24 protein-coding genes are annotated in these 25,163 nt (G+C 54.2%); 10 read left to right on the top strand and 14 right to left on the bottom strand.

The features are described 5' to 3' along the window. Nucleotides 1-2,274: an ATP-binding protein gene (locus tag ACVL1J_RS10410; RefSeq protein ID WP_341237490.1), complete on the top strand. Its 2,274-nt coding sequence runs from the start codon at nucleotides 1-3 to the stop codon at nucleotides 2,272-2,274. Between the two features lie 9 nt (nucleotides 2,275-2,283). Here the strand turns inward: ACVL1J_RS10410 and ACVL1J_RS10415 are convergent, their stop codons facing one another. After that, on the bottom strand, nucleotides 2,284-3,102 hold the full coding sequence (locus ACVL1J_RS10415; protein ID WP_159572771.1) for a class I SAM-dependent methyltransferase: 819 nt from the start codon (nucleotides 3,100-3,102) through the stop codon (nucleotides 2,284-2,286). 119 nt (nucleotides 3,103-3,221) lie between these two features. On the opposite strand from ACVL1J_RS10415, the gene ACVL1J_RS10420 reads away from it, so the two are divergent. Then, entirely contained in the window at nucleotides 3,222-3,584 is a 363-nt protein-coding gene (locus ACVL1J_RS10420; protein ID WP_201301518.1) for a phage holin family protein, read from the top strand. A 3-nt stretch (nucleotides 3,585-3,587) separates the two neighbouring features. On the opposite strand, the gene ACVL1J_RS10425 is transcribed toward ACVL1J_RS10420, so the two are convergent. From ACVL1J_RS10425 to ACVL1J_RS10440, 4 genes are all read right to left on the bottom strand, one after another. Then, on the bottom strand, nucleotides 3,588-5,543 hold the full coding sequence (locus ACVL1J_RS10425) for a methyl-accepting chemotaxis protein (protein ID WP_341237489.1): 1,956 nt from the start codon (nucleotides 5,541-5,543) through the stop codon (nucleotides 3,588-3,590). 94 nt (nucleotides 5,544-5,637) lie between these two features. Then, nucleotides 5,638-6,375: a sulfite exporter TauE/SafE family protein gene (locus ACVL1J_RS10430; RefSeq protein ID WP_159572777.1), complete on the bottom strand. Its 738-nt coding sequence runs from the start codon at nucleotides 6,373-6,375 to the stop codon at nucleotides 5,638-5,640. Next, complete coding sequence (locus tag ACVL1J_RS10435; RefSeq protein WP_341237488.1) at nucleotides 6,372-6,764, bottom strand: hypothetical protein; 393 nt, start codon at nucleotides 6,762-6,764, stop codon at nucleotides 6,372-6,374. The genes ACVL1J_RS10430 and ACVL1J_RS10435 overlap by 4 nt, the downstream gene beginning before the upstream one ends. Further along, a complete protein-coding gene (locus ACVL1J_RS10440) occupies nucleotides 6,761-8,956 on the bottom strand; it encodes a peptidase M19 (RefSeq protein ID WP_341237487.1) in 2,196 nt (731 codons plus the stop codon). The genes ACVL1J_RS10435 and ACVL1J_RS10440 overlap by 4 nt, the downstream gene beginning before the upstream one ends. A 182-nt stretch (nucleotides 8,957-9,138) precedes the next feature. Here ACVL1J_RS10440 and ACVL1J_RS10445 point away from each other — a divergent pair, with 182 nt between their 5' ends. Then, the gene (locus ACVL1J_RS10445; protein ID WP_341237486.1) at nucleotides 9,139-10,185 is read left to right on the top strand and encodes an HD domain-containing phosphohydrolase; all 1,047 of its coding nucleotides are present in this window, start codon (nucleotides 9,139-9,141) and stop codon (nucleotides 10,183-10,185) included. A 291-nt stretch (nucleotides 10,186-10,476) separates the two neighbouring features. Here the strand turns inward: ACVL1J_RS10445 and ACVL1J_RS10450 are convergent, their stop codons facing one another. The 4 genes from ACVL1J_RS10450 to ACVL1J_RS10465 all read right to left on the bottom strand — a co-directional run bounded on the left by ACVL1J_RS10450 (nucleotide 10,477) and on the right by ACVL1J_RS10465 (nucleotide 13,527). Continuing rightward, nucleotides 10,477-10,635 (bottom strand): hypothetical protein, encoded by a 159-nt coding sequence (locus ACVL1J_RS10450; RefSeq protein ID WP_491665334.1) that lies wholly within the window; start codon nucleotides 10,633-10,635, stop codon nucleotides 10,477-10,479. 88 nt (nucleotides 10,636-10,723) lie between these two features. After that, nucleotides 10,724-11,710 (bottom strand): quinone oxidoreductase family protein, encoded by a 987-nt coding sequence (locus ACVL1J_RS10455; protein ID WP_394673567.1) that lies wholly within the window; start codon nucleotides 11,708-11,710, stop codon nucleotides 10,724-10,726. Beyond that, nucleotides 11,707-12,627: a DMT family transporter gene (locus ACVL1J_RS10460; RefSeq protein ID WP_159572787.1), complete on the bottom strand. Its 921-nt coding sequence runs from the start codon at nucleotides 12,625-12,627 to the stop codon at nucleotides 11,707-11,709. The genes ACVL1J_RS10455 and ACVL1J_RS10460 overlap by 4 nt, the downstream gene beginning before the upstream one ends. Nucleotides 12,628-12,663: 36 nt before the next feature. Further along, nucleotides 12,664-13,527: an NAD(P)-dependent oxidoreductase gene (locus ACVL1J_RS10465; protein ID WP_159572789.1), complete on the bottom strand. Its 864-nt coding sequence runs from the start codon at nucleotides 13,525-13,527 to the stop codon at nucleotides 12,664-12,666. A gap of 131 nt (nucleotides 13,528-13,658) precedes the next feature. On the opposite strand from ACVL1J_RS10465, the gene ACVL1J_RS10470 reads away from it, so the two are divergent. Next, nucleotides 13,659-14,114, top strand: a complete 456-nt coding sequence (locus tag ACVL1J_RS10470) for a YaiI/YqxD family protein (protein ID WP_159572791.1) — start codon at nucleotides 13,659-13,661, stop codon at nucleotides 14,112-14,114. Here ACVL1J_RS10470 and ACVL1J_RS10475 read toward each other — a convergent pair. Genes ACVL1J_RS10475 through doeB2 form a run of 5 tightly spaced genes read right to left on the bottom strand, consistent with a single transcriptional unit; the run spans nucleotide 14,111 to nucleotide 19,541 of the window. Next, entirely contained in the window at nucleotides 14,111-14,428 is a 318-nt protein-coding gene (locus tag ACVL1J_RS10475) for an EthD family reductase (RefSeq protein WP_341236341.1), read from the bottom strand. The two genes, ACVL1J_RS10470 and ACVL1J_RS10475, sit on opposite strands and share 4 nt — an antisense overlap. Before the next feature lie 24 nt (nucleotides 14,429-14,452). Continuing rightward, a complete protein-coding gene (locus ACVL1J_RS10480; protein WP_159572795.1) occupies nucleotides 14,453-15,826 on the bottom strand; it encodes an NAD-dependent succinate-semialdehyde dehydrogenase in 1,374 nt (457 codons plus the stop codon). Then, nucleotides 15,823-17,079, bottom strand: a complete 1,257-nt coding sequence (doeA, locus tag ACVL1J_RS10485) for an ectoine hydrolase (RefSeq protein ID WP_159572797.1) — start codon at nucleotides 17,077-17,079, stop codon at nucleotides 15,823-15,825. Before doeA ends, ACVL1J_RS10480 begins: the two co-directional genes overlap by 4 nt. Then, nucleotides 17,076-18,353, bottom strand: coding sequence for an aspartate aminotransferase family protein (locus ACVL1J_RS10490; protein WP_341236340.1), 1,278 nt, complete (start codon nucleotides 18,351-18,353; stop codon nucleotides 17,076-17,078). The genes doeA and ACVL1J_RS10490 overlap by 4 nt, the downstream gene beginning before the upstream one ends. After that, nucleotides 18,354-19,541, bottom strand: a complete 1,188-nt coding sequence (gene doeB2, locus ACVL1J_RS10495; RefSeq protein WP_491665335.1) for a N(2)-acetyl-L-2,4-diaminobutanoate deacetylase DoeB2 — start codon at nucleotides 19,539-19,541, stop codon at nucleotides 18,354-18,356. A 158-nt stretch (nucleotides 19,542-19,699) separates the two neighbouring features. Between doeB2 and ACVL1J_RS10500 the strand changes: the two genes are divergently transcribed. The 6 genes from ACVL1J_RS10500 to ACVL1J_RS10525 all read left to right on the top strand — a co-directional run bounded on the left by ACVL1J_RS10500 (nucleotide 19,700) and on the right by ACVL1J_RS10525 (nucleotide 25,109). Continuing rightward, nucleotides 19,700-20,413: a glycerophosphodiester phosphodiesterase family protein gene (locus tag ACVL1J_RS10500; protein WP_341236338.1), complete on the top strand. Its 714-nt coding sequence runs from the start codon at nucleotides 19,700-19,702 to the stop codon at nucleotides 20,411-20,413. Between the two features lie 54 nt (nucleotides 20,414-20,467). Continuing rightward, entirely contained in the window at nucleotides 20,468-23,104 is a 2,637-nt protein-coding gene (gene alaS, locus ACVL1J_RS10505) for an alanine--tRNA ligase (RefSeq protein ID WP_341236337.1), read from the top strand. A 22-nt stretch (nucleotides 23,105-23,126) separates the two neighbouring features. Then, entirely contained in the window at nucleotides 23,127-23,639 is a 513-nt protein-coding gene (locus ACVL1J_RS10510; RefSeq protein WP_341236336.1) for an NUDIX domain-containing protein, read from the top strand. A 27-nt stretch (nucleotides 23,640-23,666) separates the two neighbouring features. Next, nucleotides 23,667-23,894, top strand: a complete 228-nt coding sequence (locus tag ACVL1J_RS10515; RefSeq protein WP_138518800.1) for a sulfurtransferase TusA family protein — start codon at nucleotides 23,667-23,669, stop codon at nucleotides 23,892-23,894. Nucleotides 23,895-23,909: 15 nt separating this feature from the next. Further along, on the top strand, nucleotides 23,910-24,563 hold the full coding sequence (locus tag ACVL1J_RS10520; RefSeq protein ID WP_341236335.1) for a PIN domain-containing protein: 654 nt from the start codon (nucleotides 23,910-23,912) through the stop codon (nucleotides 24,561-24,563). Between the two features lie 72 nt (nucleotides 24,564-24,635). Next, nucleotides 24,636-25,109 carry a BLUF domain-containing protein gene (locus ACVL1J_RS10525; protein ID WP_341236334.1) on the top strand — a complete coding sequence of 158 codons (474 nt, stop codon included), beginning with the start codon at nucleotides 24,636-24,638 and terminating at the stop codon, nucleotides 25,107-25,109. The last annotated feature ends 54 nt before the right edge of the window (nucleotides 25,110-25,163 follow it).

The following is a 25,163-nucleotide window of genomic DNA, read 5'->3' on the forward strand; positions in this document are numbered from 1 at the left end:
GTGCGCGTTGCCACCAAAATTAACCTTGCTATTCTCAGCACCATTGTTTGCGCGGTGCTGTTGGTGTTGGGCAATCTGTTCATTCTGAGTGAGCATTTCAAAGGTTTGGAGCAATCCCAAAAGGCACAAAATCTTACGCGCCTGTCGTCTAGTTTGCTGGTGTTGACGCAAGAGTATGTGCTGTTCAAATCGCCCTCTGTGGCCGACGCCTGGTTGCGCACTCAGGAAGAACTGGAGCGCTTAATCACGACAACCGTGAGTTCGTCGGTGGCCCCACAAGAGCTTTCGGATATTCAGGTAAGTCTTGCTGAGCTTAAACCCATCTTCTACGAACTCACCAAAGGATCGGTGCCCGGTAACAACAATGCAGCATTTCTGGAACGTCGTGAAAGTTTGATTGTTGAGCGCCTGATTGCCGAAACCCAGGTCATTTCAGAGCTGGGTTACCAATGGTCTACACAGGTCAATGACGCACAAGCCAGAAACCTGAAGGGCCTTACCCTGCTGGAATCGGTCGGGCTGGGCAGTTTTGTGGTGGTTATTGCCTTGCTGGTGGTGTTAATGCGCACAGGCGTATTGAACCCATTGGCCAAGCTGAAACGCACAGCCGATGACATTCGCAATGGCGATGAAGATGCGGTGTGCGCGGTTAATACCAACGATGAGTTGGGCGACGTGTCCAAGGCAGTGAACCAGATGGCCCACAATCTGGCCCACAAAAACAGGCGTTTGCGCGAAGCCAACGCCCGGGTGGAAATGGCCAGTCAGGCGAAGACAGAGTTTTTGTCGAACATGAGTCACGAGATTCGAACGCCACTGAACGGTATTGTGGGGCTGACTTATTTGTTGAAGGACACTTCGGCCTCGAGCAATCAAAAGCTGCTTTTGGAGAGTCTGGAGAAAACATCGCGCAATCTCATTGATTTGGTGAGCGACGTTCTGGATATTTCGAAAATTGAAGCGGGCAGCATGGAGCTGGAGTCCAAACAGTTTTCTACGCTTGATTTTATCGACAAGGTGTCGGGCATCATGACAGGTGCTGCGGCCAACAAGCCCATTGAGTTGATCATTGATCCTTCAAAAGATTTGCCGCGAGAATTGATGGGCGATGAGTTGCGCTTGCGTCAAATTGCGGTGAACCTGGTTGGCAATGCGATCAAGTTTACGCAGGTGGGGCATGTGCATTTGTCGCTGCAGGTGCTCTCCAATCAAGGCAGTGTTTGCCGCCTGCGCTTAGAGGTGCGCGACACCGGGGTGGGTATTTCTCCGCAAGGTCAAGCCAATTTGTTCAGGCAATTTCACCAAGCAAATACTTCTGTTGCACGGGAGTTCGGTGGCTCGGGGCTTGGTCTGAGTCTGGTTAAAAAGTTGGTGGAATTGATGAATGGCAGCCTGGGTTTCACCAGCGAGCTGGGGCACGGAAGCACCTTCTGGGCAGAGCTTGAGTTTGCGCTGCCTCAGGAGCCTGCAAGCGAGTTGATCCATGCAGACGATACATTGTTGTTGGTGTCAGAGAGTGAGTTTCAAACCCAGGCTTTGCTGCATTCTTGTGAATTGATTGGGCGCAAACTGATTACTGTGGGTAGCCTTGAAGAGGCGCGCCATTTTATGCACGCTGCGGCAGGGGTTGCCGGGATTGTGATGGATTTCCCAAAGCGGCAAATTGATCGTTTGGCCTGGCTTGAGTTTGTGAAGACGATGGGCTTGATGGGTGTTCCGTGTGCAGTGCTGCTGGGCAGTGACGACACGCGGCGTTTGCTGGACAACGGGATTAGTGAAGCATTCAGTGCCATTTATGTGAAGCCGCTGACACCACTGCAACTTCAAAATGCATTTAAAAACACCCCCTCCGGTTTGACTGCTCAAACGAATTCGGTGGCCACGATTCGCACCAAGATGAATTTGTTGATCGTCGATGACAGCGATTTGAATTTGAAAGTGCTGGAAGGTATTTTGGTGCGCAGGCAGGCGAACATTACCAAAGCCAACAACGGGCTGGAGGCATTGTCCTATTTATTGCAATACGGCCATGGTTTTGATGCGGTGGTGATGGATGTGCAAATGCCGTTGATGGATGGCCTTGAGGCCACCCGTGAATTGCGAAAGCAACCGTTTAATGCTGACTTGCCCGTGATTGGACTAACCGGTGAGGTGGGCCCGGAAGATGAAAAGCGCGCATTGGCAGCAGGCATGAACGCAGTGCTGCACAAACCGCTTCAGCCCGAAGACCTGATATATGTACTCAACAAACTGGTAAAGTTGGCTACAAGCTGACAAGCCACCTTATTTCGCAGCAACAATCCACATATTGTCGCTGGTGGGTTGCCGGTCGGCCAAACCAAACTGAACCACTTTCATGCCTTGCCGCACGATCAGCGCCTCCAAGTTGTCAGGGGTAAAGTAATTCACATGATCGGGCAGGCGAAAACCACACCACTTTTCAGCCCGGATTTTGCGGTTCCATGAGCCGTAGTTGGGTACTTTAATAATGACCACCCCGCCGGGTTGAAGCACTTTGGCCACGCCTTGCAACAGGCCATTGGGTTCAACTTCATGCTCGAGAAACGCACTCATCAGCACGCCAGCAAAGTGATTCTCGGGTAGTTTTTGGATGCCATTGAGCGCGTTGTCATGCATGATGCTACCGCCTCGGGGCTCCACTACCTCGCTGGCAGCTTGTGCCAAAGCTTTAGACACTTCGATGCCGTGCGGCTGGTACTTGGCCGGCAAGGTGGCGAGTAACCCGCCAGCGGCGCAGCCTATGTCCAGCACACGCCCGCCGGGAATGTACTTCTCGATCAATTCAGGCAATTTGTTGCGTTTGAGTACTTTTTGACGAAAGTGTTTGAAAGCGCGGCTCAAGCCTTGCTTGACCGGTTCGCGTTCTTCGCGAACCTGCCGCTCTGTTTCCGATGTTTTTTCCCAGGCAAACTCTTCGCTGAGCCGCTCGTAGACCGGCGCGCGTTTCAGATACACAAAATGGCATTTGTTGCACTCAATCATGGGCCATTCGCTGTTGCCGTAACTCAGGGTTGTTGAGTCTTCTGCGCTGTTCTGGCAAAAGGGGCAGCTGCGTGAAACTAGGCGTTGACTGACATCCATTCTGAAATTCTCGTTGTTGCTTAAAGTTGTTGTTGAATCCGGTTTCTTGAAATGTGTTAGCTTGGCAGCCAAGCAAATTGATTGTACATCACTTGTTTTCTGAACTTGGAGGAATGGATTTGAAACTCTTGCTGAGCTGGGTTTTGCACGCGGTGGCACTGATGGGTGTGGCTTACCTGTTGCCTGGTGTGGTTGTTGAGGGGGTTTGGGCTGCATTGTGGGCCGCACTGATTCTTGGTTTGGTCAACACCATTGTGAAACCGGTGTTGTTAATTTTGACCTTGCCTTTGACTGTGCTGACACTGGGGTTGTTTTACTTCATTTTGAATGGATTGATGTTTTACTGGGTCGGCTCCATTCTTGAAGGTTTCCAGGTAAACGGTTTCTGGTGGGCGGTGCTTGCAGCACTGTTGTACTCGCTTTTTGCAACGTTTTTAAGCTCGATCCTGTTTCAGGAAAAAGTCAGAATCGAGCGCATTTAAGAATCAGGCCTGTTGGGCCAGTTTGAATTTGCCCATGACGGTGTCCATTTGATTCGACAGGCTTTGCAGCTCTGTGATCACCAGGTTCACCTCATGGGCTACCCCTTGGCTTTCCTCCGTCATGCGGGCAATGCGCTCCACTTGCTGAGCGATCAGCGTGGAGGCGGCGCTTTGCTCTTTCAACGCCTCAGTAATTTCGGTAACCGCACGTTCTGCATCGCAGGTGTGGTGGTTGATGGACTCCATTTGCTGATCTGCCCCCATCGAAGACTGTTGGCCTGAACTGATCATCTCGGCCCACCCTGTGACCTGGTCAACCGCTGAGCGCGTTTCATTTTGAATGTCCGAGATCAAAGACGAAATGCTTTTTGTCGACGCGGCTGTTTTCTCAGCCAGCTTGCGTACTTCATCGGCCACTACCGCAAAGCCACGCCCTTGTTCGCCAGCACGTGCCGCTTCAATGGCCGCATTCAGTGCAAGTAAATTGGTTTGATCGGCAATTGCATGAATCACCTGAATAATGCTGGAGATGTTGTCAGACTGATTGCCCAGGTTGTTGATGCTTTGTGCCAGGGTGCCCGAGGCGGTGCCAATTTTTTCCATGGCCTCGCGGGCTTGTTTAACACTTTCCCGACCACTGATTGACGATTGACCTGCCTGATTGGACAGGCCAAGCGCCTGACTGGCGTGGGTATGTACCTGACCAATTGAAACCGTGAGTTCCTCCACCGAGGCGGCAACAGCCGAGGCGGAATCGGTTTGTTCCTGCACACTGATTTTGACTTGCGACGCAGCGGTCACCAAGGTATTGATGGTGTCGGCCATCCGGGTTGAGGCGTCTTTCACCTCGCCCACAAGACTCGTTTGTTTTTGACGAATGTTCTCGAGTGCAGTGCGAATTTTGCTGATTTCATTGCTGCCATGGCTTTCAATGGATTTGGACAGATCGCCCATGCCGATGATTTTTGCATGCGCAAGAATTTGGGCAATTTCGGTGTTGGTGTCTTTGAACACCACATACCCCAGCGCGAATGCCAACAACAGCACAGCCAGTGAACCCGCACCCGCGTTAATCAAGGCGCCTTGCATGCCTGAGATCCGGTCAGTCAAATCGGCCTGCAAGGTTTTGTTCAGGCTTTGGCTGAGCTGAAAGCCAGTGTTGACCGCTTCGCCAAGCAAGCGAACCGTGTCGGCCTGGCCAGTTATGCTGTCGTAGTTCAGGTCTTTGGCAGATTGCTCTTTGGCCCAGCCCGAGATGGTGTCGATGCGCTGATCAATGGTGTCGATCTGTGCGCGTGTCTCGCTGGTGATTGCGCCACCTGCAGCAGCTGATTTTTCGGTGGCTTCGCGAATTTCATCCATGGCCCGGCCCAAGGTGCCAAGCCGGGATTGAACAAAGCTCAAGCTGGCTGCCGGGTCGGTGCCGGGGTTGCGCAAGCGGCCCTGCAACTCGGACAGGTACTCGATGACACGTGGCAGTTGGAATGCCATGGGGCTCATCATGTAGTAGCTTGGCAGGAAAGGGTCTAGCGTCAGTTCGCTTTCATCGGCCAGTTGACGCACCAGGGTGACCATTTGATTGCCCAGTTCTTCCGATTGGGCCTCGCTGGCGTTCTGGTTCAAGGCCTGTGGCAACAGAGTTGCAACCTGATCCAGGTTGCTGGCTGTGATTGGCCAGTTGCCGGGCAATTCTGCTTTTGCAGCTTTGATCGATGCGCTTAGTTCGCCCGCTGCCCCGGATTGGCTTTGCGCACGATCCAGCAGAATTTTTTGCATCAGGGGATTCATCTTTTCCAGAAAAACCGTGCCCCGTAGCTCGTTCTCGGAAGAACTGATCAGTGTGTTGATTTGGGCGTACATTTGCTGAAACAAAAAGCCGAATGCCAGCAACAGTGGCAGCGCGATGATGGCGCATTTTTTGGGCAGGGTCAGCGAGTCAAGAATAGTTTTGAATACCATGGGGCAACCTTCAGGGGCGGTGAATCGTGTTCAGCCTTTAGTGTGAAACACAACGAGCCGCTTGATATCCCTGTTGAATGGGAACCCGAAATGGTTAGGTGCCGCTTGCCAGAAGGGTGCTGATGCCTTGCCACATCAAACGAATTGCCAATGCGGTGAGCAGCCAGTTCAGCATAACGGTGAATTTTTCTTCCGGTACGCGGGCCAGTAACCTGGCCCCCACCAGGTTGCCTGCCAGCGTTGCCATGCCAATGCCCAGTAACAATGGCCAGTACTGCACCAAACTTATATTCAGGCTGGAAAACGCAATGACCTTGATGCCATGTTGAATGACCATGGCCATGCCGTGCGTGCCCACAATGACTTGCCGTTCCCAGGCAGACTTCGGAAGTACCGACATCACCAGGGGCCCTGTGGCACCCAACACCAAACTAAGGCCCGTGGTAATGCCTCCAGATACAGCGGCAGGCCAGTTTGCCAGCCGCAACCATGCGCTTTTCCAGGTGGCCAGCACAATGAACGCACCCAGTATTACCTGGCCCAGCGCAACAGGCATGTACAGTGCAAGCGGAGTGATCAATGCGCCGCCAACGATTGAGCCCAGCAAGAATGGTTTGATATAAGCCCAGTTGATGAATTTGCGTTGTACCAACACTCGGTTGGTATTGGACATGAGTTGAGCCGCGCCGTGCAAGGGTATGAGCAGGGCGGGGGGCACCAGCTGTGCCATAAGCGCCAACAAAACCACCCCGCCACCAATGCCCATGGCGGCTGTGATGCTGGAGGTGATGAATGCGGCAAGGCTAATCAGCACCACCAGGGCCAGGGTCATGGTGTGACTTCGATGCTGCCGATTGTGGTGCCGGAAAGATCAAGCTCGATGGCGTGGGTGCCCAACGTATTGGCTGCAATGCTGACCAGCGTGGTTTGATTGCCGGGCAGCGCGACCCGAGCATCAAGCCCCTCAACAATCAGTGAGTCAGTTTGGTTGCTGTGCACCAAAAACTGGATGGGCTGCCCCTTGCGAACCGTGGTGTTGAATGTGCCGGTGGTCAGGCTTCCATTCACAATCGAGAGTGACTCAAGTGCCTGCGCGGCACCACCTTGAGTCTGAGTCGGGTTGCCAGTGGGGGCGTCGGGGGGCAATGATTGTACGTAGAGGTATGCCCCAGCCAGCGTGGCGCTGGCCAGGCCAAGATACACAAGTGCTCGTTTGTTCATGGATTGATTCGAGTTCGCTTTGCCGTTGTTCGTTCCCACATTTGAATATACACCTCGGCAGAATTGTAGAGTGCCTTCAAGGCCTCGTTGCCACCCTCAAGTCTCAATTCTTCAACCCAGTCGGCCTTCAGGCCATAGTGCGCCTGCCCTTCGGTGTTGGCATCGAATGCGCGCTCGCCACTGGTTTGTTTCTCAAACTTCACCGGGCTCACGTTGGTGTTGAATACGCCTGCCCAGTCGGGCCCCTGGAACAGGGTGAAGGGGTAGGTGATTTGTGGTCGATCTGCAGCCCGTGGGCCCGCTTGGGCACCCAGACCATTGGTGTCGGCACCAAAACCCATGGCGAAATCATGTTGCTGGCTTTTTAGCGGGGCAATCACTTTCAGGTCTTCGGCCCAGCTTTGTGCGTTGCCTTGATAGGGATAAATAATGCCGCCCGCAGCCAGAATTTTTCGGCCCTGTTCGCGGGTAATGCCACCATGCGCGCCGTGCGTGGACACCAGTGGGTACTTGGGCTGCTGGCGGTCTGCCATCTCGATCAAGTCACCCTTGATGCTCAGTTCCATGTGATCCACTTCAATGATGATGCCTTTTTCCATCAATCGCTTGAAGGCGTACTTGCCAAGCTCGGTGAGTCCGCGGCGATTACACTGGCGCTGGTCCTCACCCGTGGGGTAAATGGGGGCCACACCTGGGTTGTTGGCGATCAATGCCTGGGTTACAGGATCGTTGCCCAAGCCCGGGAGTGATGTCATGACTGCGCCGGGCTGACGCAAAATGTAGTCGGCGTAGTTGTTTTCACCGCCGGGGCAATCGTAGGTTTGCCAGAAGGCGCCAGTGTCAACAAAATTACCCACGTTCAGCACGGCACCATCAAAAATGCCGTTGCCGCCAAATGCGTTGTCAAATTCATGAATGGGGAACATTTGGCGCACGCCGAGCGCATGCAGGCGGTCGAGTTGTTTGTCGATCTCGGCTTCATCACACAGGTTTTGGCCAAACTTGATTCCACAGTTGAACAGGTGCGAAATTTCAATGCCCAGAACCACGGCCAGCTTGCCGTCGTTGATGACTCGTCGCGCCTCTGCCGGGCTGGTCACAATGCGGAACCACCCTTTGCCGGGGCCGCCTTCCTGCGCGTCAATGTAGCTTTCAAGCTGTTTGGCGTATTCAATTTGGGTCACAGCACTTTCCATTTCATTGCAGTTGGCCAATGGTTTGCCTTTTGTGTTGCGAACCAGGTTGCAAAGCGTTTCGTTTTCAACCAGGTTGGTAACAAAAATACGCAAGCCGGCTTTCCATGCGCGTTCCAGCCACTTGTAATACAAGCCTTCGTGCGTAAGCGCATCGGCTGCAGGCCAGCTGCGGAAAGTAGGCCAACCCTGCGTGTCGTGGCTTGCTTGGGGTGAAAACTTGAACAGGTTGTCGACCAGGTCAAGCCTGCCCATGGGGCCATGGTTTGCCTCGCAACTGCCCAAAGCCTGGGTGACGCCAAACCGGTGATGCGGCGTTCCGTGGTGTGCGCCGCCCAGAAAGGTGGTGGCAGTGATGTGGTTGTGAACGTCGGCAAAACCCTTGACTGCGCGGTTCAGACCCGCACCGGCAAAGGTACGGCCTTCGGTATTGGTTGCAATTTCAGGAAACTCGGCACACCCGGTGGCTTTTATAAACTGAAACAGCGTTTCTTCACTGTTGCCGGCACTTTCTACAGTGCCTAAGCCGTTGCTGAATCCGAGCAGGGCCAGTTTCATGGTGTTTCCCGAGTTGGTCAGCGAGAAACCGCCGCGACCCTTTTCATCTTCCTGAACAGCCCATTCGATTGAATCCGAGAACGCAGTGCTGCTGCCCACCGGAGTACCTGCGGAGTTGCCGACAGCCTGCATCATGGCGTCGTTGCGGTTGTAAATCATGTACTTGCCCAAGGCCGTGGGCTTGAGGAAGAAGGGGGCTGCGTTCACCGCCGTAGATTCCGTGACGCCATAGCTGCCGTCGCTGCTCAGGGCCACAAACTTGTTGTTGGCCAGCGATTGGATTGCGACACACTGGTTTGCAATATTGAATGCAGTGGGCGTTACTTCAACTTCTGTGGGGGTGGTGCGGCTGTCGGTGGTGGTCGCAGCGGTGTCTGACTCGGAACTGCAGGCAGCCAAAGCCGCGCACAGCGCCAATATGCCAAATAGGGCGTGTCTCATGTCTCGTCTTCCCGGGGTCTTTGTGACTCGATTGTTTATACAAATTGATACTGACAATTTGTCATTTCAGATTCAGCAAATGGCACCCCCCATTTAGAGGGGAAAAGGGTTTCAGATTTCTTCAAAGCTTGCCGTTATTCCATTCAAGGAGAATGCGCCGCATTCGCAGGGGAAACAGAATCATGTCAGTTGAACAAGCCACCGATAACCAGCAGTTGATCAAGGAACTAGAGCGCCAGCTGGCGGAGGTTCAGAGCAATGCCAATTCCTTGAGCAAAGAGGTCGAAAGCTTGACGGGGGCGAATTCAACCCTGAATCAACAACTGGAATCGCAGCGTGCTGAAACCCATCAAATGCAGTTGATGCTGGAGCAGATTCAGCGCGAGATGCGCATGCAGTACCTGGCCGCTGTGAAGTCTTTTTCCAATCTGATGGAATTGCGGTCCCCCCAACTTGCAGCGCATGGTTTGCGTGTGGCTGAACTGGCCCGATTGATTGCCAAAGAACTTCACGCCAGTGAGTCGGCATTACAAGATATTTACGTGGCAGCGCTGCTGCATGACATTGGTAAATTGGGCTTGAGTGATGAAACCTTGTTCAAACCGGTGGTAGAGCTGAAAGGCGATGCGCGTGTGGCTTTGATGAAACACCCAATGAAGGCCCAGGCAGCATTTCATGGTTTGTCAGAAATGGTGCATGTGTCCGAGATCATCCGACACCACCATGAGCGCTACGATGGTCAGGGTTTTCCAGATGGTTTGGCGGCAGACGGCATTCCACTGGGAGCGCGCATTTTGGCGGTGGCTGAGGATTACGATGAGTTGCAGCAAGGGTGGCTTGCTTCCAAGGCGTTTGATGAATTACAGGCCCAAACGTTTTTGGTGGGCGCTGCTGGCAAGCGCTACGACCCCAAGGTGATCGAGGTGCTGCCCATCGCCTTGGTGAAATTGAAGGCTGCGGAGAAAGCCAACGAGAAAATTTTGCATGGCGAAGACCTTTACGAAGGCTTGGTGTTGGCGCGTGATTTTGAGGGGCCAGACGGGTTTATGTGGCTGTCCAAAGGGCAGGTGGTGTCCCGCCATTTCATTGGACGGGTTCGGGAGGCGGAACATCAGCATGGTGTGGAACTGAAAATCTACACGGTGAAAACTGCGGGTGCCCGCAATGCGCCTTCCAGTAAAGACGCGCCACTGCAGCCTGCGCAGCAGACAGGGCATGTGGCGCTGTAGTTGACTTTTTCGCTGAACTCGAAGGGTCACCGCTGTTGTGTTTAGCCCACTCGGCATGAGTTATCTGAGCCACATGTCATTGGTGACTTTTGATCTGAACTTGAAGGGTCACCGCTGCCCGAAAACTTGGCATATCGGCTTGTCAGCTTGAGCCTGCACTAAGCCAAGCCCTCCAAAAGTAACGGTCGGGTCTTGGCTTTCGCGCCAGGGCGCGATCGTTTATCTCGGCGCGCCAAGCCGGCAAGTTTTCTGACTGGTCATCGTGCGACCACTTGCAAGTTCAGCTCCGAGTCACCGCTGGCTCAAAAGCCCAATCGGCGGCGGTGTTTCGATCGCCTCGCCTTCAAGAAAACCTGCCCGTTTGAATTCACCCGCCACGGTCGGCCATTGGCCGGCACCGAGACTCGGCCCGCCTTTTTGCCGAGCGAGGTGAGTCAGGGTGAATTTCAAAAAGGGAAGTACAGGTTTTCAGGCGAGAGATTGAAACCCAAGCCGATCGGGATATCTAAACCAGTATTCCAGCAAGCCAACAGTCCAATCAAGGAATCAGCACCGTGCAACCTGTCGTGCGTCGTCCTTCAAGCTCGGTGTGCGCCTTCACTACATCGGCCAGCGCAAATCGCTGGTTGATTTGAATCTTCACCGCACCACTGGCCACCACACCAAACATTTCAGCCGCACTTTCCAGCATTTCAGCCTTGTCCACGGTGAAAGAGGCAACCGTGGGGCGGGTTAGCACCAATGAACCACGCTCGGCCAGCCATTGCAATGGCACCGGGTCAACCTTGCCGCTGGCATTGCCAAAGCTGATCATCATGCCGCGCGGTTTCAGGCAATTCAGGGAATCCATAAACGTGGCTTTGCCCACGCTGTCGTACACCACGGGAACGCCTTTTCCGTCGGTCAGTTCCTTCACGCGATCAACAATATTTTCTTCGCTTGTAACAATCACTTCTGCGCAACCATTGGCCTTGGCCAACTCTGCTTTTTCGCGCGTGGACACGGTACCGATTACACGGACTCCAAGTGATTTTGCCCATTGTGTTGCAATCGTACCCACGCCACCTGCGGCGGCATGAAACAGAATGGTTTCGTCAGCTTGCACTTTGTACACGCGGCGCAGCAGGTATTGGGCGGTGAAGCCTTTCAGCATCATGGCCGCTGCGGTTTCAAAATCAATGCTGTCTGGAATTTTCATCAATGGGTGTGCGGGCATGTTGCGCACGGTGCAATACGAACCCACAGGGCCCGAGCCATAGGCCACGCGGTCGCCCACTTTCAGGTCAGTCACGCCTTCGCCAACCGCGCGCACAATGCCAGCGCCTTCGGTGCCGGGGCAGCACGGCAGGGGTTGTGGGTAAACACCGGTACGCCAATACACTTCGATGTAATTCAGCCCAATTGCCTTGTGTTCAATTTGAACCTCGCCAGCTTTGGGCGGGCCAACCTCGATGTCCTCCATTTTCAGCACATCGGGTGCGCCAGGGTTGTGAAAACGGACAATTTTTGCGGGTGTTGTACTCATGTTGTTACTCCTTTTTTTGCGACTTTCTTCATGCTCAGTAGCGCCACACCCAAAATTACAAGTGCGGTTCCCACAGCATGCCAAACAGTAAATGGTTCTTTTAATATCCAGGTGCCCAGTGCAAGCGTGGCGATTGGGCCAATCATGCCCAGTTGCGACACACGTGGTGCGCCAATCAAGCTGATGGCGGTCATCACGGCAAACACGGGTACAAATGTACAAAAAACCGCATTGACCAGCGACCAACCCCACACTGGCAGTGGTTGTTCAATGATGATGCTCAGCGGTTGCTGAACATTGATTTGTATCAGTATGGCCGCAGCCGACACCAAAGTGGCCATGGCTGTAACCCGAATGGTGCCCAGGCGTTTTAGCAGCCTTTCACCCACAATCAAATAACTGGCGTAACAAATGGCCGAAACAAACACCAGCACCACGCCAAGCGCCGTGTTGTCGCCCACCAGCACCGTTTCGTGACCGTACACCACGGCCAACCCCACATAGCTGAGCGCCATGCACATGAGTTGCCAGGGCTGTGGCCACTGCTGTTTCACTATGCAGGCGATCAGCAACACGATGGATGGGTAGGTAAACAAAATAAGCCGCTCGAGCCCGGCGGTAATGTATTGCAAGCCCATGAAATCGAACAGGCTGGCCAGGTAGTATCCCAACAAGCCTGCAAGGGTAATCAAACCATAGTCTTTGCCTGTCATTTTCACTGCGTTTTTTTCGCGCAGTATCGTGAAAACGAGTGCGCCCAAAAACAGGGGTAGTGACAACAGCATGCGCATGGCCAGCAGTGTGGATGCGTCAACCGGGTAGGCATAAGCCAGTTTGACGACGATTGCCTTGCCAGAAAAAAAGATGGCGCCCAAAAGCGCCAAACCCACGCCCCAAGCCGTGGGTGATCGTTCCAATAAAGCGCGCGTTCGGCTCAAAGCTAACGCGTGCGTTTACAAACGTTTAATCAGGCTGGAGGTGTCCCAACGCTGACCGCCCATGCCCTGGACTTCAGCATAGAACTGGTCCACCAAGGCTGTCACTGGAAGTTGCGAGCCATTGCGTCGCGCTTCCTCCAACACCAGGCTTAAGTCTTTGCGCATCCAGTCCACTGCGAAACCAAAATCAAATTTGCCCTCCACCATGGTTTTTCCACGGTTGTCCATTTGCCAGCTTTGTGCTGCGCCTTTTCCGATTACTTCCAGTGCTTTATTTACATCGAGCCCGGCGTTCATGCCGAATTTCAAGGCCTCGGACAAACCTTGCAGCAAACCGGCGATACACACTTGGTTCACCATTTTGGTGAGCTGCCCACTGCCTGATTCGCCCATTAAAGTGACTGCTTTGGCAAATGCAGCAATTACGTCTTTGGACTGTTCGAAGTCGCCGTGAGTTCCGCCACACATGACAGTAAGTTGACCATTTTCAGCGCCAGCCTGGCCACCAGACACCGGGGCATCGATAAATCCAAAGCCGGCATCTTTGGCTTGGTCGAATAATTCACGGGCAATTTTAGCGCTGGCGGTGGTGTGGTCGATGAACACGGAACCTGGCTTCATGCCGTGGAAGGCACCGTTGATGCCGGTGCAAATTTGGCGCAAGTCATCGTCGTTGCCCACGCAGGCGAATACGAAATCCTGGTTGGCTGCGGCTTTTTCGGGTGTGGTCGCCATTTTTCCGCCGTGCTGTGCCACCCATTTCTCGGCTTTGGCCGAGCTTCGGTTGTACACAGTGACTTCATGACCTGCCTTGGCCAAATGACCTGCCATGGGGTATCCCATTACACCCAAACCCAGAAAAGCTACTTTGAAACCCATATTACCCACCTGAAAAGTTTTAATTCTTGATTGAACTGTATCGGAATAGAACCGGTATTGCGCTTCGGATCATCCCTAGGTTTTGCGATTTGATACGATCGGGACTTATTGCATTTTTGCGTGGTTAAACAATGAAAATCTGGGTCGACGCCGATGCTTGCCCTGTTGCGGTGAAGGAAATTATTTTTCGTGCAGCAGATCGAGCTGGGATTGAAACCACCTTGGTGGCCAATCAGTACATTCGCACGCCACCCTCGAAATTCATCAAAATGCTGCAAGTGCCACGAGGGTTCGATGAGGCCGATGACGAGATTGTGCGCCGCGTAGAGGCTGGCAATTTGGTGATCACCAGTGACATACCGCTGGCGGCCCAACTGGTGGACAAAGGTGCGCAGGTGTTAAGCCCGCGTGGTGAAATGTTTACTGCCGAGAACATCAAGGCTTTGCACACCATGCGCGATTTCATGGACACCATGCGCGCAAGCGGGGTGGACACCGGCGGCCCGCCAGCCTACAGCCAAGCAGACCGGAAAACATTCGCGAGTCAGTTTGACCGAATCATCGCGAAGTTTCCCAAAAACATTTAGCCTTTTTCAACGGTCACTTCACTGATCATAATCACCGGGCTTGCATTGGTGTAGTTGGGAATGTCGCCCATGATTTCCTTCGAATGTGGGCCGAATGCGGCCTGGAATGCTTCCACCGAATCAACCAATAAATGGCCCATGGCCACAAAGGCAGGTGCGTCGCCCGCGCCGCCTGCCAACCCTTTGTCCACGGTGTAGTGGTGCAGGGCCTTGCCCATTTTGCTTTTTACCAAGGGCATGTGTGTGGTTTTGTAATACTCGTGGTCAAAGCTGACGCCTTGCGCATTGGGGTACATCACACTGACTTTAATCATTTTAATTTGTCTCCTCGACTGCCTCTATTTGATCCAGACCTGCTTGGCGTTAACAAACTCGCGGATGCCGTGTGGCCCAAGCTCGCGTCCATAGCCCGATTGCTTAATGCCACCACTGGGCAAACGGGGGTCGGTTTTTACAATGCCATTCACTGCAACTTGCCCGGCCTGTAATTCATTGACTGCGCGCATGGCTTTGCTGGTGCTGGCAGTCCATATACTAGATCCCAAACCATAGTTTGTGTTGTTGGCAATCGCCAAGGCTTCGTCTAAATTTTCAACTGCCATTACTGCCATCACCGGGCCGAAGGTTTCTTCTTCAAACGCACACATGCCCGGTTTCACCCCGGCCAGCAAGGTGGGCGGGTAGTGGTAGCCGGGCGCATCGGGCATTTCTCCGCCCAACAAGCACTTCGCGCCTTCCCCGATCGTTTGCTGAACTTGCCGGTGCAGGTTGTCGCGCAGGTCTTTTCGGGCAATCGGTCCAATGTCGGTTGTTGCATCCAGCGGGTTACCCATTTTCAGTTTTGCAAGGCGCACTTTCAGCAAAGTGGTAAATTCTTCATACACCTTGGCTTCAATCAAAATACGTTTGGCCGCAATACAACTTTGCCCCGCATTGATAATGCGCGACAACACCACAATATCGGCTGCACGCTCAAGGTCGGCATCGGCCAGCACAATACACGGGTCCGACCCACCCAATTCAAGCACCGCTGGTTTGAGTTCCGATGCCGCAGTGGCTGCCACTTTTCTGCCCGCTGCGCTGGAACCGGTAAAGCTGACAGCCATAATTCGGGAATCCCGAATGGCCTGCTCCACATGCTCGGTTCTAACCGGCAAATTCACAACCACACCAGCTGGTGCGCCCGCCTCTTTGAAAATGTCGGCAAGCGCCTGGGCTGTGGCAGGTACATTGGGGTCGTGTTTCATCACGCAGGTGTTGCCCGCCATCAAGGCTGGGGCCAGGTAGCGAAAGGCCAGCCAGGCAGGTGCATTCCACGGCAATATGCCCAACAAGGTGCCCAAGGGCTGGTATTTCACATAGCTTTCAGATGCATCGGATGCGATCCATTCATCGGCCAAATGCTTGCCGGCGTGTTCGGCGTAGTATTCGCAACAGGTGGCGGCCTTCTCTACTTCTGGCCCACCCTCTTTAATCGGCTTGCCCATTTCCAGCGCCATTAATTCGGCCAGCTTGCTTTTGTGTTTGCGCAGTTGCGCGGCCACTGCGTGGAGTACCTTTCCACGCTCAGCATGCGACTTCGCCGACCATGCCGGGAAAGCGGCTGCGGCCAGGCTGATTTGCGCTGTGATTTGTTCGCTTTGCAAGGCGGCGTGTTCGGCGATTTTTTCGCCTGTGAACGGGTTGGTTGAAGTAAGCATGGCAGTGGTCATACAGCTTGGTCCTCCTGCGTGTTGGTGTCAGTGGCGGCTTTTTTCTTGGTGGGTGTTGAGTTCACTGCACTCAGTGTGTGCAGGTTTTTCTCAGGCTTTACGGTGAAATCCCGATCCAGCGAGAAGAAGGATTCACAGCCGTTTTGGGTGATGATGATGCTGTCGGAAATGCCGCAGGTTTTGTCCCCATCGACACCCCACATCCACGGAATGATGTGGAAGGTCATGCCTTCTTCCAGAATGGATGATTCGCCTTGTTTCAGGCTCATGATGTAGCCTTCATCCCAACTGGGCGGGAAAGCAATGCCGATTGAATAACCTGAGCGGGTAATCAGCCGTGCCCCCACATCGTTGTGGGTGATGATGTTGCGAATCATGTTGTCGGCATCAGAAACCGTCATGCCAGGTTGCACAAATTCATGCACCGCATTCAACGCTTCTTTCATGGTTTCTTGGGCCTTGAACATCGAATCGCTGAGCTCGCCCAGCACCACAGTGCGCATCATGGCGGTGTGGTAGCGTCGATAGCAGCCACCTACCTCAAGAAACACATGCTCGCCGGGTTTCACCACGCGGCCTTCCCAGGTGGCGTGGCCTATCATGGTACGTGGCCCGCTGGTGACATAGGGCATCACAGAGGGGGGTTCGCCCCCGGCTTTGAACATGGCTGAAGAAATGGCTGCACCAATGTCGTTTTCGGTCACACCCGCAGCGCACGCTTCAAGGCCAGCCTTCATGCCAGCTTCAGTGGCATGTGCGGCTTTGCGCATCAGCTCAATTTCAACGGGTGACTTGCGCAGGCGGCCTTGCTCTACAATTCCGAAACAGTCCAGCAGCTTGCCCTTGTTCAAACGGGTGTGTACGAAATCTTGTTGATACGCCGGGAAAAAGTAGCTGTTGCGCTCGTAGCCAATTCGTTTGTCAATCAGTTTGAATTCGCGCAGTGCATCCAGCAGCATTTGAATCGCATCACCGGTGTCCGGGTAGGGTCGTGATTGTTCCACCCAGGTGCGCGCAAACACATTCGATTCTTCCAGCGCACGCGTGATCATGAAGGGTTCATCTTCAAGCGGCACCACCAGTGCCTGAAAAAACGAGTACCCGGTGGTTTGGTAATCCGTCAGGTACATGATGTTTTCCGGGTCGGTAATGACCACCGCATCCAGCCTGCGCTGCGCAATTCGTGTGCGCAATTCCGAGATGCGGCGCTCGTATTCCTCGAAAGGAAAGGTCATGTCATCGCGTTTTCTCATGCAGCCTCCATGGCGCGGTTCACCGCTTTGATCAGGGTGTTCAGGCCTTCTTCAAGATCTGCATCCGGAATGGTCAAGGGCGGAATCAGTTTGATCACCCGCCCGCCGGTGCCGCAGCTGGCAATCATGAGCCCATCTTCAAAACACTGGTTCACAATGGCTTTGGACACTTCTGTACTGCCCACATTCAAGCCCAGAATCATGCCTTTGCCTGTCAACTCAAGCGCAGGGTGGCGGTCTACCAGGCCTTTCATGGCAGCGTGCATCACCTTGGCTTTGCGTTTTACCTCGTTCATCAACGCATTGTTCTCGAAGTAAGTCAGCGCTTCCCGCCCGGCGACGAATGACAGGTTTTGCCCCCGGAATGTGCCTGTGTGTTCGCCCGGTGCCCAGTGTTTGTCAATTTCTGGTTTCACCAGGTTCAGCGCCATGGGTGTGCCCCAGCCGCCAACGCCTTTGGCCAGGCACACAATGTCGGGATCAAGACCCAATTCATCGAAGCTGAAGTACGTGCCGGTGCGGCCACAGCCCACCTGAATGTCATCAATAATCAGCAGGGCTCCCACTTCTTTGGCAAGGGCCTGCAATTGCTGCAACCACTTGGCGCTGGCCACTTTCACACCGCCTTCTGCCTGAATGGTTTCAATCAAGAATGCAGCAGGTGGCGCCACACCGCTGGAGGTGTCGGCATACAGCGCGCGCATGCGCTCAATGCTTTCGTCGCCACAGCCCAAGGTGCAGCCTTTGCACAAAGTTTCACAACCAAAGGCCTGGTGGGTAACGTGTTGAAGTGGCACACCAGCAGCGCCGCGAAAGTAGGCGTTGGCGGTGCAGGCCAGCGAACCCAGTGTCATGCCGTGAAAGCCATGCGAAAACGACACAATTTGTTGGCGGCCAGTAACACGGCGTGCAATTTTCAAAGCCGCCTCAACCGAGTTGGTGCCAGTGGGGCCCATGAACTGCATTTTGTGCGGCATGTTGCGCGGTTTGAGCACCACGTCTTCAAACTTCTCTATGAATGCGCGTTTGGCCACCGTGGCCATGTCCAGGCTGTGGGTTACGCCATTGGATTGAATGTACTCAACCACGGCCTTTTGCATGCGCTCATTGTTGTGACCAAAATTCAGCACACCGGCACCTGCAAAAAAGTCGATGTATTCCTTGCCGCTTTCATCGGTCTGGCGGGCATTCAATGCCTTGTCAAACACCACGGGGTAGGTGCGGCTGTAGCCGCGTACATCGCTTTCTCGTCTCTCGAAAGTTTGCATGGTCATTTACATCACTCCTTCTTGTTGTGTTGATTGGGGTGCGCCTACCAACCGCGCATACAGACGGGTGACTGGCTCAATCAGATCATCATTAAAATCGTAGAACGGGCTGTGGCAGGGGTGGGCACGTTGCTCAGGCACGCCAGCCCCGATCAATGCAAACGCGCCCGGTATTTCTTGCAGGTAGTAGCTGAAATCCTCAGAGGCCATGATCGGTATGGGAATCTGCGTGTCGAGCGAATCGTCGCCATTTTGTTTGCACCACGTTTCCCGCAAATAGCTGGCCTGTTTGGCATGGTTCACAGTCGCGTTGTATCTCGGTTGTATCGCTACTTCGGCGCTTACGCCATGGGCACGCGCAGTGTGCTCGACCACCTCGACAATCAAGGCATTGATCGCGTCACGCGTGGCATTGTCGGGCACGCGAATGCTGCCACCCAGCACAGCCTGCTGCGGAATCACCGTGAATCCACTGGGTGCGTCGAATGAAGTGACGCTGAGCACGGCTGCCTGCTGGGGTGCAAGCCTGCGTGCAACCACCTGTTGCAGTGCCTGCACCATGGCGCTGCCTGCAAGCACAGGGTCTCGGCACAATTCCGGTTGGCTGGCGTGTCCGCCCTGGCCGGTGACAGTTATTTCGAATGTGCCATTTCCACACATCACGATGCCGTCTGGGCACACCATTTTTCCGTACGGGATGGCTGGCCAGTTGTGCCAGCCGTAAATTTCGTCAATGCCTTCCAGTGCGCCATCTTCAATCATGCGCAAGGCACCGTGACCACCTTCCTCGGCGGGTTGAAATATCAGGGTGACAGGCCCTGGCAGCGCGTATTCAACGCTTTTCAGATACCGGGCGGCGGCTACTAGCACCGCGGTGTGCCCGTCATGCCCACAGGCATGCATGCAGCCCATTTGTCGGGAAGCCCAGGTTTTACCGGTTTGCTCATGGATGGGTAGCGCGTCAATGTCGCCGCGCAAGGCAATGTGTGGGCGGCTCGAAGAACTGGCGCCAATATTAAGGCGCGCCAGTGTCCCGGTACCCGCGCAGGGCGTCCATTCAATGTTCATGTCGCTTAGCGCTGTGCGAATTTTCTGCGCAGTGCGTGTTTCCTGCCAGCTCAACTCAGGCTCGCTGTGTAGCTCTCGCCTGAAATCGATGGCCTGGCGAATCGTGTTTTGCCAGAACGCGGACATTGCCCTCCCTGTGCTATTGGGTAGCTCTTTACCGTAACATAAGTAGGGACTTTGCTTAAACCGTTGAAGTTCCGGGATTACCCTTTATAAAGTGAATTAAATTGCTTTGACCAAGCTGAGTCTAGGTCAAGGCCTTGATACCTTTGGATATCTATAAAATGGAATTGTGGGCACACCGCGGTAGCGGAAAAGGTGAACTTGAAAACACCTTGAAAGGTTTTGATATTGCACGAAATGCAGGATTCAAAGCTGTTGAATTTGACGTGATGTTGACCGCCGACGGGGCCCCCATGATTCACCACGACTGGGTAATGGGTCGATGCGCGCGGTCTGTTGACCCGGCCATGGCCGCCACCGATTCACTGACCCGTTTCAACAGCCTTCGGGCCCGCGACCTTCGGCATTACGCCGTGCAAGGCGAACCCATACCCAGCCTTGCGCAAACCATCGAGTTTTGTTTAACCCACGGCATGCGCGCCAATGTGGAATTGAAAGCCACCCACCCCGCCAATGCAATTGCCTTGGGCAAGGCAGTGCGGGCGGCCATTGAGGCCTTGCCGCTTGAGCAACAACAGCACGTTGCCCGGCACTGGGTGTTCTCCAGTTTTTACCACGCCAGCCTGCTGCCTTTGCAGGGGTTCGACATTGCCTTGCTGTACGAACAGCTGCCCGACAATTGGGCGCTGCATGCCGATGCGCTGGGTGCAACTGCCATTCACCTGCACTGGAGCGGGGCTGACCCAACGGCCTTGCGCCGCATACACACCACCGGGCGGGTGGTTCGGGTTTACACCGTGAACGATCCGGAACAGGCGAAAACGCTGCAAGCCTTGGGTATCAAAGGGCTTTTTACCGATCGAATGACCTTATAATCGAGGGTTAAACCAAAAACCGCACGCCGCTTTATTCAGGAAGGTAGCTCCAACATGAAAGTCGCTGATATCCGCGAAAAGTTTCTTGATTTCTTTGCCAGCAAAGGTCACGCCAAAGTGCCTTCCAGCAGCCTGGTGCCGGGCAACGACCCCACCCTGTTGTTTACCAACAGCGGCATGGTGCAGTTCAAAGACGTATTCACTGGCAAAGACAAGCGCCCCTACACCCGTGCCACGTCCAGCCAGCGCTCTGTTCGCGCAGGTGGCAAGCACAACGACCTGGAAAACGTGGGCTACACCGCGCGCCACCACACCTTCTTTGAAATGCTGGGTAATTTCAGCTTTGGCGATTACTTCAAGGAAAACGCCATTCAGTACGCCTGGGAATTGCTGACCACGGTGTACAAGCTGCCTGCCGAGCGTTTGTACGTGACCGTGTACCAAGAAGACGACGAGGCCTACAACATTTGGAACAAGCAAGTGGGTGTGCCCGCCGAGCGAATTATCCGCATTGGTGACAACAAGGGCGCGCGCTATGCATCGGATAACTTCTGGCAAATGGCTGACACCGGCCCTTGCGGCCCCTGTACTGAAATTTTTTATGACCACGGCCCCGAAGTGTGGGGTGGCCCACCCGGAAGCCCTGAAGAAGACGGTGACCGCTACATCGAAGTGTGGAACCTGGTGTTCATGCAGTTCGATCGCAGCGCCGACGGCGTGCTGCACCCGCTACCCAAGCCCTGTGTAGACACAGGCATGGGCCTGGAACGCATTGCGGCCGTGTTGCAGCATGTGCACAGCAACTATGAAATTGACCTGTTCCAAACCCTGATCAAAGCGGCTGCGCGAGAAGTGACAGCACAAGGCCATGCAGTGGAGTTGACCAACAATTCCCTGCGTGTAATCGCTGACCACATTCGTGCCTGTTCATTCCTGGTGGTCGACGGTGTGATTCCCGGCAACGAAGGCCGTGGCTATGTGTTGCGCCGAATCATTCGCCGCGCCATTCGCCACGGTTACAAGCTGGGTTGCCGCAAGCCATTCTTCAATGCAATGGTGCCCGATCTGGTTTCTGAAATGGGCGAAGCCTATCCCGAACTGGCCAAGGCTGCTGCGCAGGTTCAAAGCATTTTGAAGGCCGAAGAAGAGCGCTTCTTCGAGACCATTGAAAACGGCATGGCGATTTTGGATTCTGCGTTGGGCGCCTTGCAAAAGGGCGGCATGCTAGACGGTGAAACTGCATTCAAACTGCACGACACCTACGGCTTTCCGCTGGACCTTACCGCCGATGTGTGTCGCGAGCGTGAAATGAGCGTGGACGAAGCTGCGTTTGATACGGCAATGAACAAGCAAAAACAGCAGGCCCGTGCCGCTGGCAAGTTCAAGATGGACGCCGATTTGGCCTACAGCGGTGTGTCCACCGAATTCAAAGGTTATGAGCAGCTTGAAGTGGCCAATGCCCGTATCACCGCAATTTATGTGAATGGCACTTCGGTGAGCAGCATTGCCGCTGGTCAGCAAGGCATCATCGTGCTGGACCAAACACCTTTCTATGCAGAAAGCGGTGGCCAGGTGGGCGATCAGGGCGAAATTTCCAGTGGTTCAGCCTGCCTGAATTTGTTCCGCGTTGCGGACACCCAAAAAATTCAAGCCAGCGTGTTTGGCCACCACGGTGAATTGGTGACCGGCGAACTGAAAGTGGGCGACGCCGTGGGCGCGCAGGTTGATCACTACCAGCGCAACCGCACCATTCGCAACCACAGCGCCACACACCTTATGCACAAAGCCTTGCGCGAGGTATTGGGTGAACACGTTAGCCAGAAAGGCTCGCTGGTGGACGCCGACAAAACCCGCTTTGACTTTGCGCACCACAGCGCCATGACCCCCGAGCAAATTGCGCAGGTAGAGCGCATTGTGAACGAAGAAATTCTGGCCAATGCCCAAACGCAGGCCCGCGTCATGGACATTGAAAGCGCAAAAAGCGCGGGTGCCATGATGTTGTTTGGCGAGAAGTACGGCGACACCGTGCGTGTGCTCGACATTGGTTCCTCGCGCGAATTGTGCGGCGGAACCCACGTGCAGCGCACGGGTGACATTGGCCTGTTTAAAATTACCAGCGAAAGCGGCGTGGCAGCGGGCATTCGCCGCGTGGAAGCCACCACCGGTTTGGGTGCCATGGAATTTGCCCAGAAAGCACAGGCTCAGGTGGATGCCATTGCGCAAAGCCTGCGCGTGCCTGCAACTGAAGCCACCGCAAAAATTGGCCAGATCATGGACCAGGTGAAAAACCTGGAAAAAGAACTGGACCGTTTGAAAAGCAAGCTGGCAGCCAGCCAGGGCGACGACCTGGCCGGGCAGGCCGTGGATGTAGACGGCGTGAAAGTGCTGGCTGCCAAGCTGGAAGGCGCAGATGTCAAACAGCTGCGTGAAGCGGCCGACAAACTGCGCGACAAACTGGGCAATGCTGCATTGGTGCTGGCCACTGTGCTGGACGGTAAGGTCAGCTTGATCGCCTCGGTCAGCAAAGACGCCACCGCGAAAGTGAAGGCGGGTGACTTGGTCAACTTTGTGGCCCAGCAGGTGGGCGGCAAAGGCGGTGGGCGCCCCGACATGGCACAAGCAGGTGGAACACAGCCTGAGCACCTCGATTCCGCGCTGGCCAGCGTTGTTGAATGGGTGAAGGGCAAATAAGAGGCAAATAAGAAGCGAATCAATGAGCAAAGCCATTTATCAGTACTGCCCCATGTGCGCCACCAAGCTGCACGAATTGCAGCATTCCGGCCAATCGAGAATGGCCTGTGGTGCGTGTGGTTTTGTGCAGTGGGGCAACCCGGTGCCTGTGGTGGCCGCTTTGGTGGAATACGAAGACAAAGTGCTGTTGGCCCGCAATGTGGCCTGGCCCACGCATTTTTACGCGCTGATTACCGGCTTTTTGGAACGCGATGAAACACCAGAGCAAGGTGCCATTCGTGAATTGAAGGAGGAAACCAATCTGGACGCCGTGGAAAGCAGCTTGATTGGCGTTTACCCTTTTCCCATGAAAAATGAAGTGATCATTTGTTATCACATCAAGGCGGTGGGGCAAATCAATTTGTCGGAAGAACTGGCCGATTACAAACTGGTCGAGCCTGCCGAGCTGCGCCCTTGGCGCATGGGCACAGGGCTGGCCATGGCAGATTGGTTAAGTGCACGTCAGCTGCCTGTCAACTGGATTGAATTAAAATAAGCGTAGTAAACCAAGGAGTGAAGAGACATGAATTTTGACCGTGAAGTGGATGCAAGCGGCTTGAACTGCCCCCTGCCCATCTTGAGAACCAAAAAAGCCCTGGCAGAAATGCAAAGCGGGCAAGTGCTCAAAGTGACTTCCACCGACCCAGGTTCTGTGCGCGATTTCGCGATGTTCGCCAAGCAAACCGGCAATGAGCTGGTGGAGCAGGCCGACCAGTCAGGCTCATTCATCTTTTACATGAAACGTCGTTAAATTGGTTGGTACCTCGTGAGCGTCCTTCTCGGCAAGCCCGAGGTGCCCAAGCATTGGCTACTGGATGCCAATGTTATTTTCTCCGAATGGACGCGCTGGCTTTTGGTGGCCCTGGCTGAACATCACAACGCGACGCTGTATTGGACCCCCCACATCGAAAGTGAGTGTTACCGAAACCTGGTGCGCCTGGGTCGCTTACACCCGCAAGATGCTGACATTGAGCGGGCAGAATTGCCGGCTCGCTTGAACGCGACATTGTTGCCGCAGGCGCATGAACCGTACTTGGCAGATGTTCGGCAGGTGGACGAAAAAGACCGGCATGTGGCCGCTTCAGCCCTGGCCCTGCGCCACAAAGTTCAGCAACCGGTGGGCCTTCTGACCTGGAACTTGAGAGACTTCCCGAGAAAGCCCTTGTTAAAGCTGGGTTTGGTTCGCCTTTGTCCAGATGAATTGTGCATTGAACTCGTAAAAACCAAGGCAGAAACTCAAGCAATCCTGCTGCATGCCCTGGAGTTGATGCAAAACAGTTTTGCACTTCGTCCACCTCAAAACCCGACAAACTATCAAACAAAAGCCATGCCATTGCCGCAAAACGACAATGAATGGTTTGCTTTCCTTGCCCGAAACCGCATGCACAAAACTGCCAGGCGCCTTTCCCGTCCACATTGACTACCCCGTTCTGGTTAGTTAGATTAAGCCACGGGCGTCATATGATTGTCTGACACATATCCTTGGAATTGTATGCTGCGACTAATTTACACGTCTGTTCAGGTGCCTGGTTTTGACCGTCAGGCCTTTGAGCACTTGTGTGATCAAGCCGCCCGAAACAACAGGCGACTGGGTATTGAAGGCCTGCTGCTGTGCAACGGGGTGGAATTTATGCAGTGCCTGGAAGGTCCACGGGAGTCGGTGGCGGCAGTCTATACAAAAATAGTGAAAGACCCCAGACATTCCGACATTCGCTTACTGGTTTCCGAGGTTACGAACGAGTTGATGTTTGAAAAATGGTCCATGGTGGGCCTGGGCACCAAGCCACAATCCGAGTTGAGCGGAGAGTCTATCGCGTATACACTGCTTGATCATCGCCTGTACCGGCCTTGGCGTTCTTTGGGTTTGGGTGCGGCCGATTTGATTTATGAATACGCCAAAGTCAAAGCCGAGCTCGAGAAAGCAGGTGAAATGGGTCTGCTGGGCAAAGTATTTGATGTGTATTAACCCAGAAGCAAACAGGTCGCAGTATGACAATTCGTTCTTTTCTTCACACAATTC

This window comes from Limnobacter sp. G6BE5S (assembly GCF_058448965.1).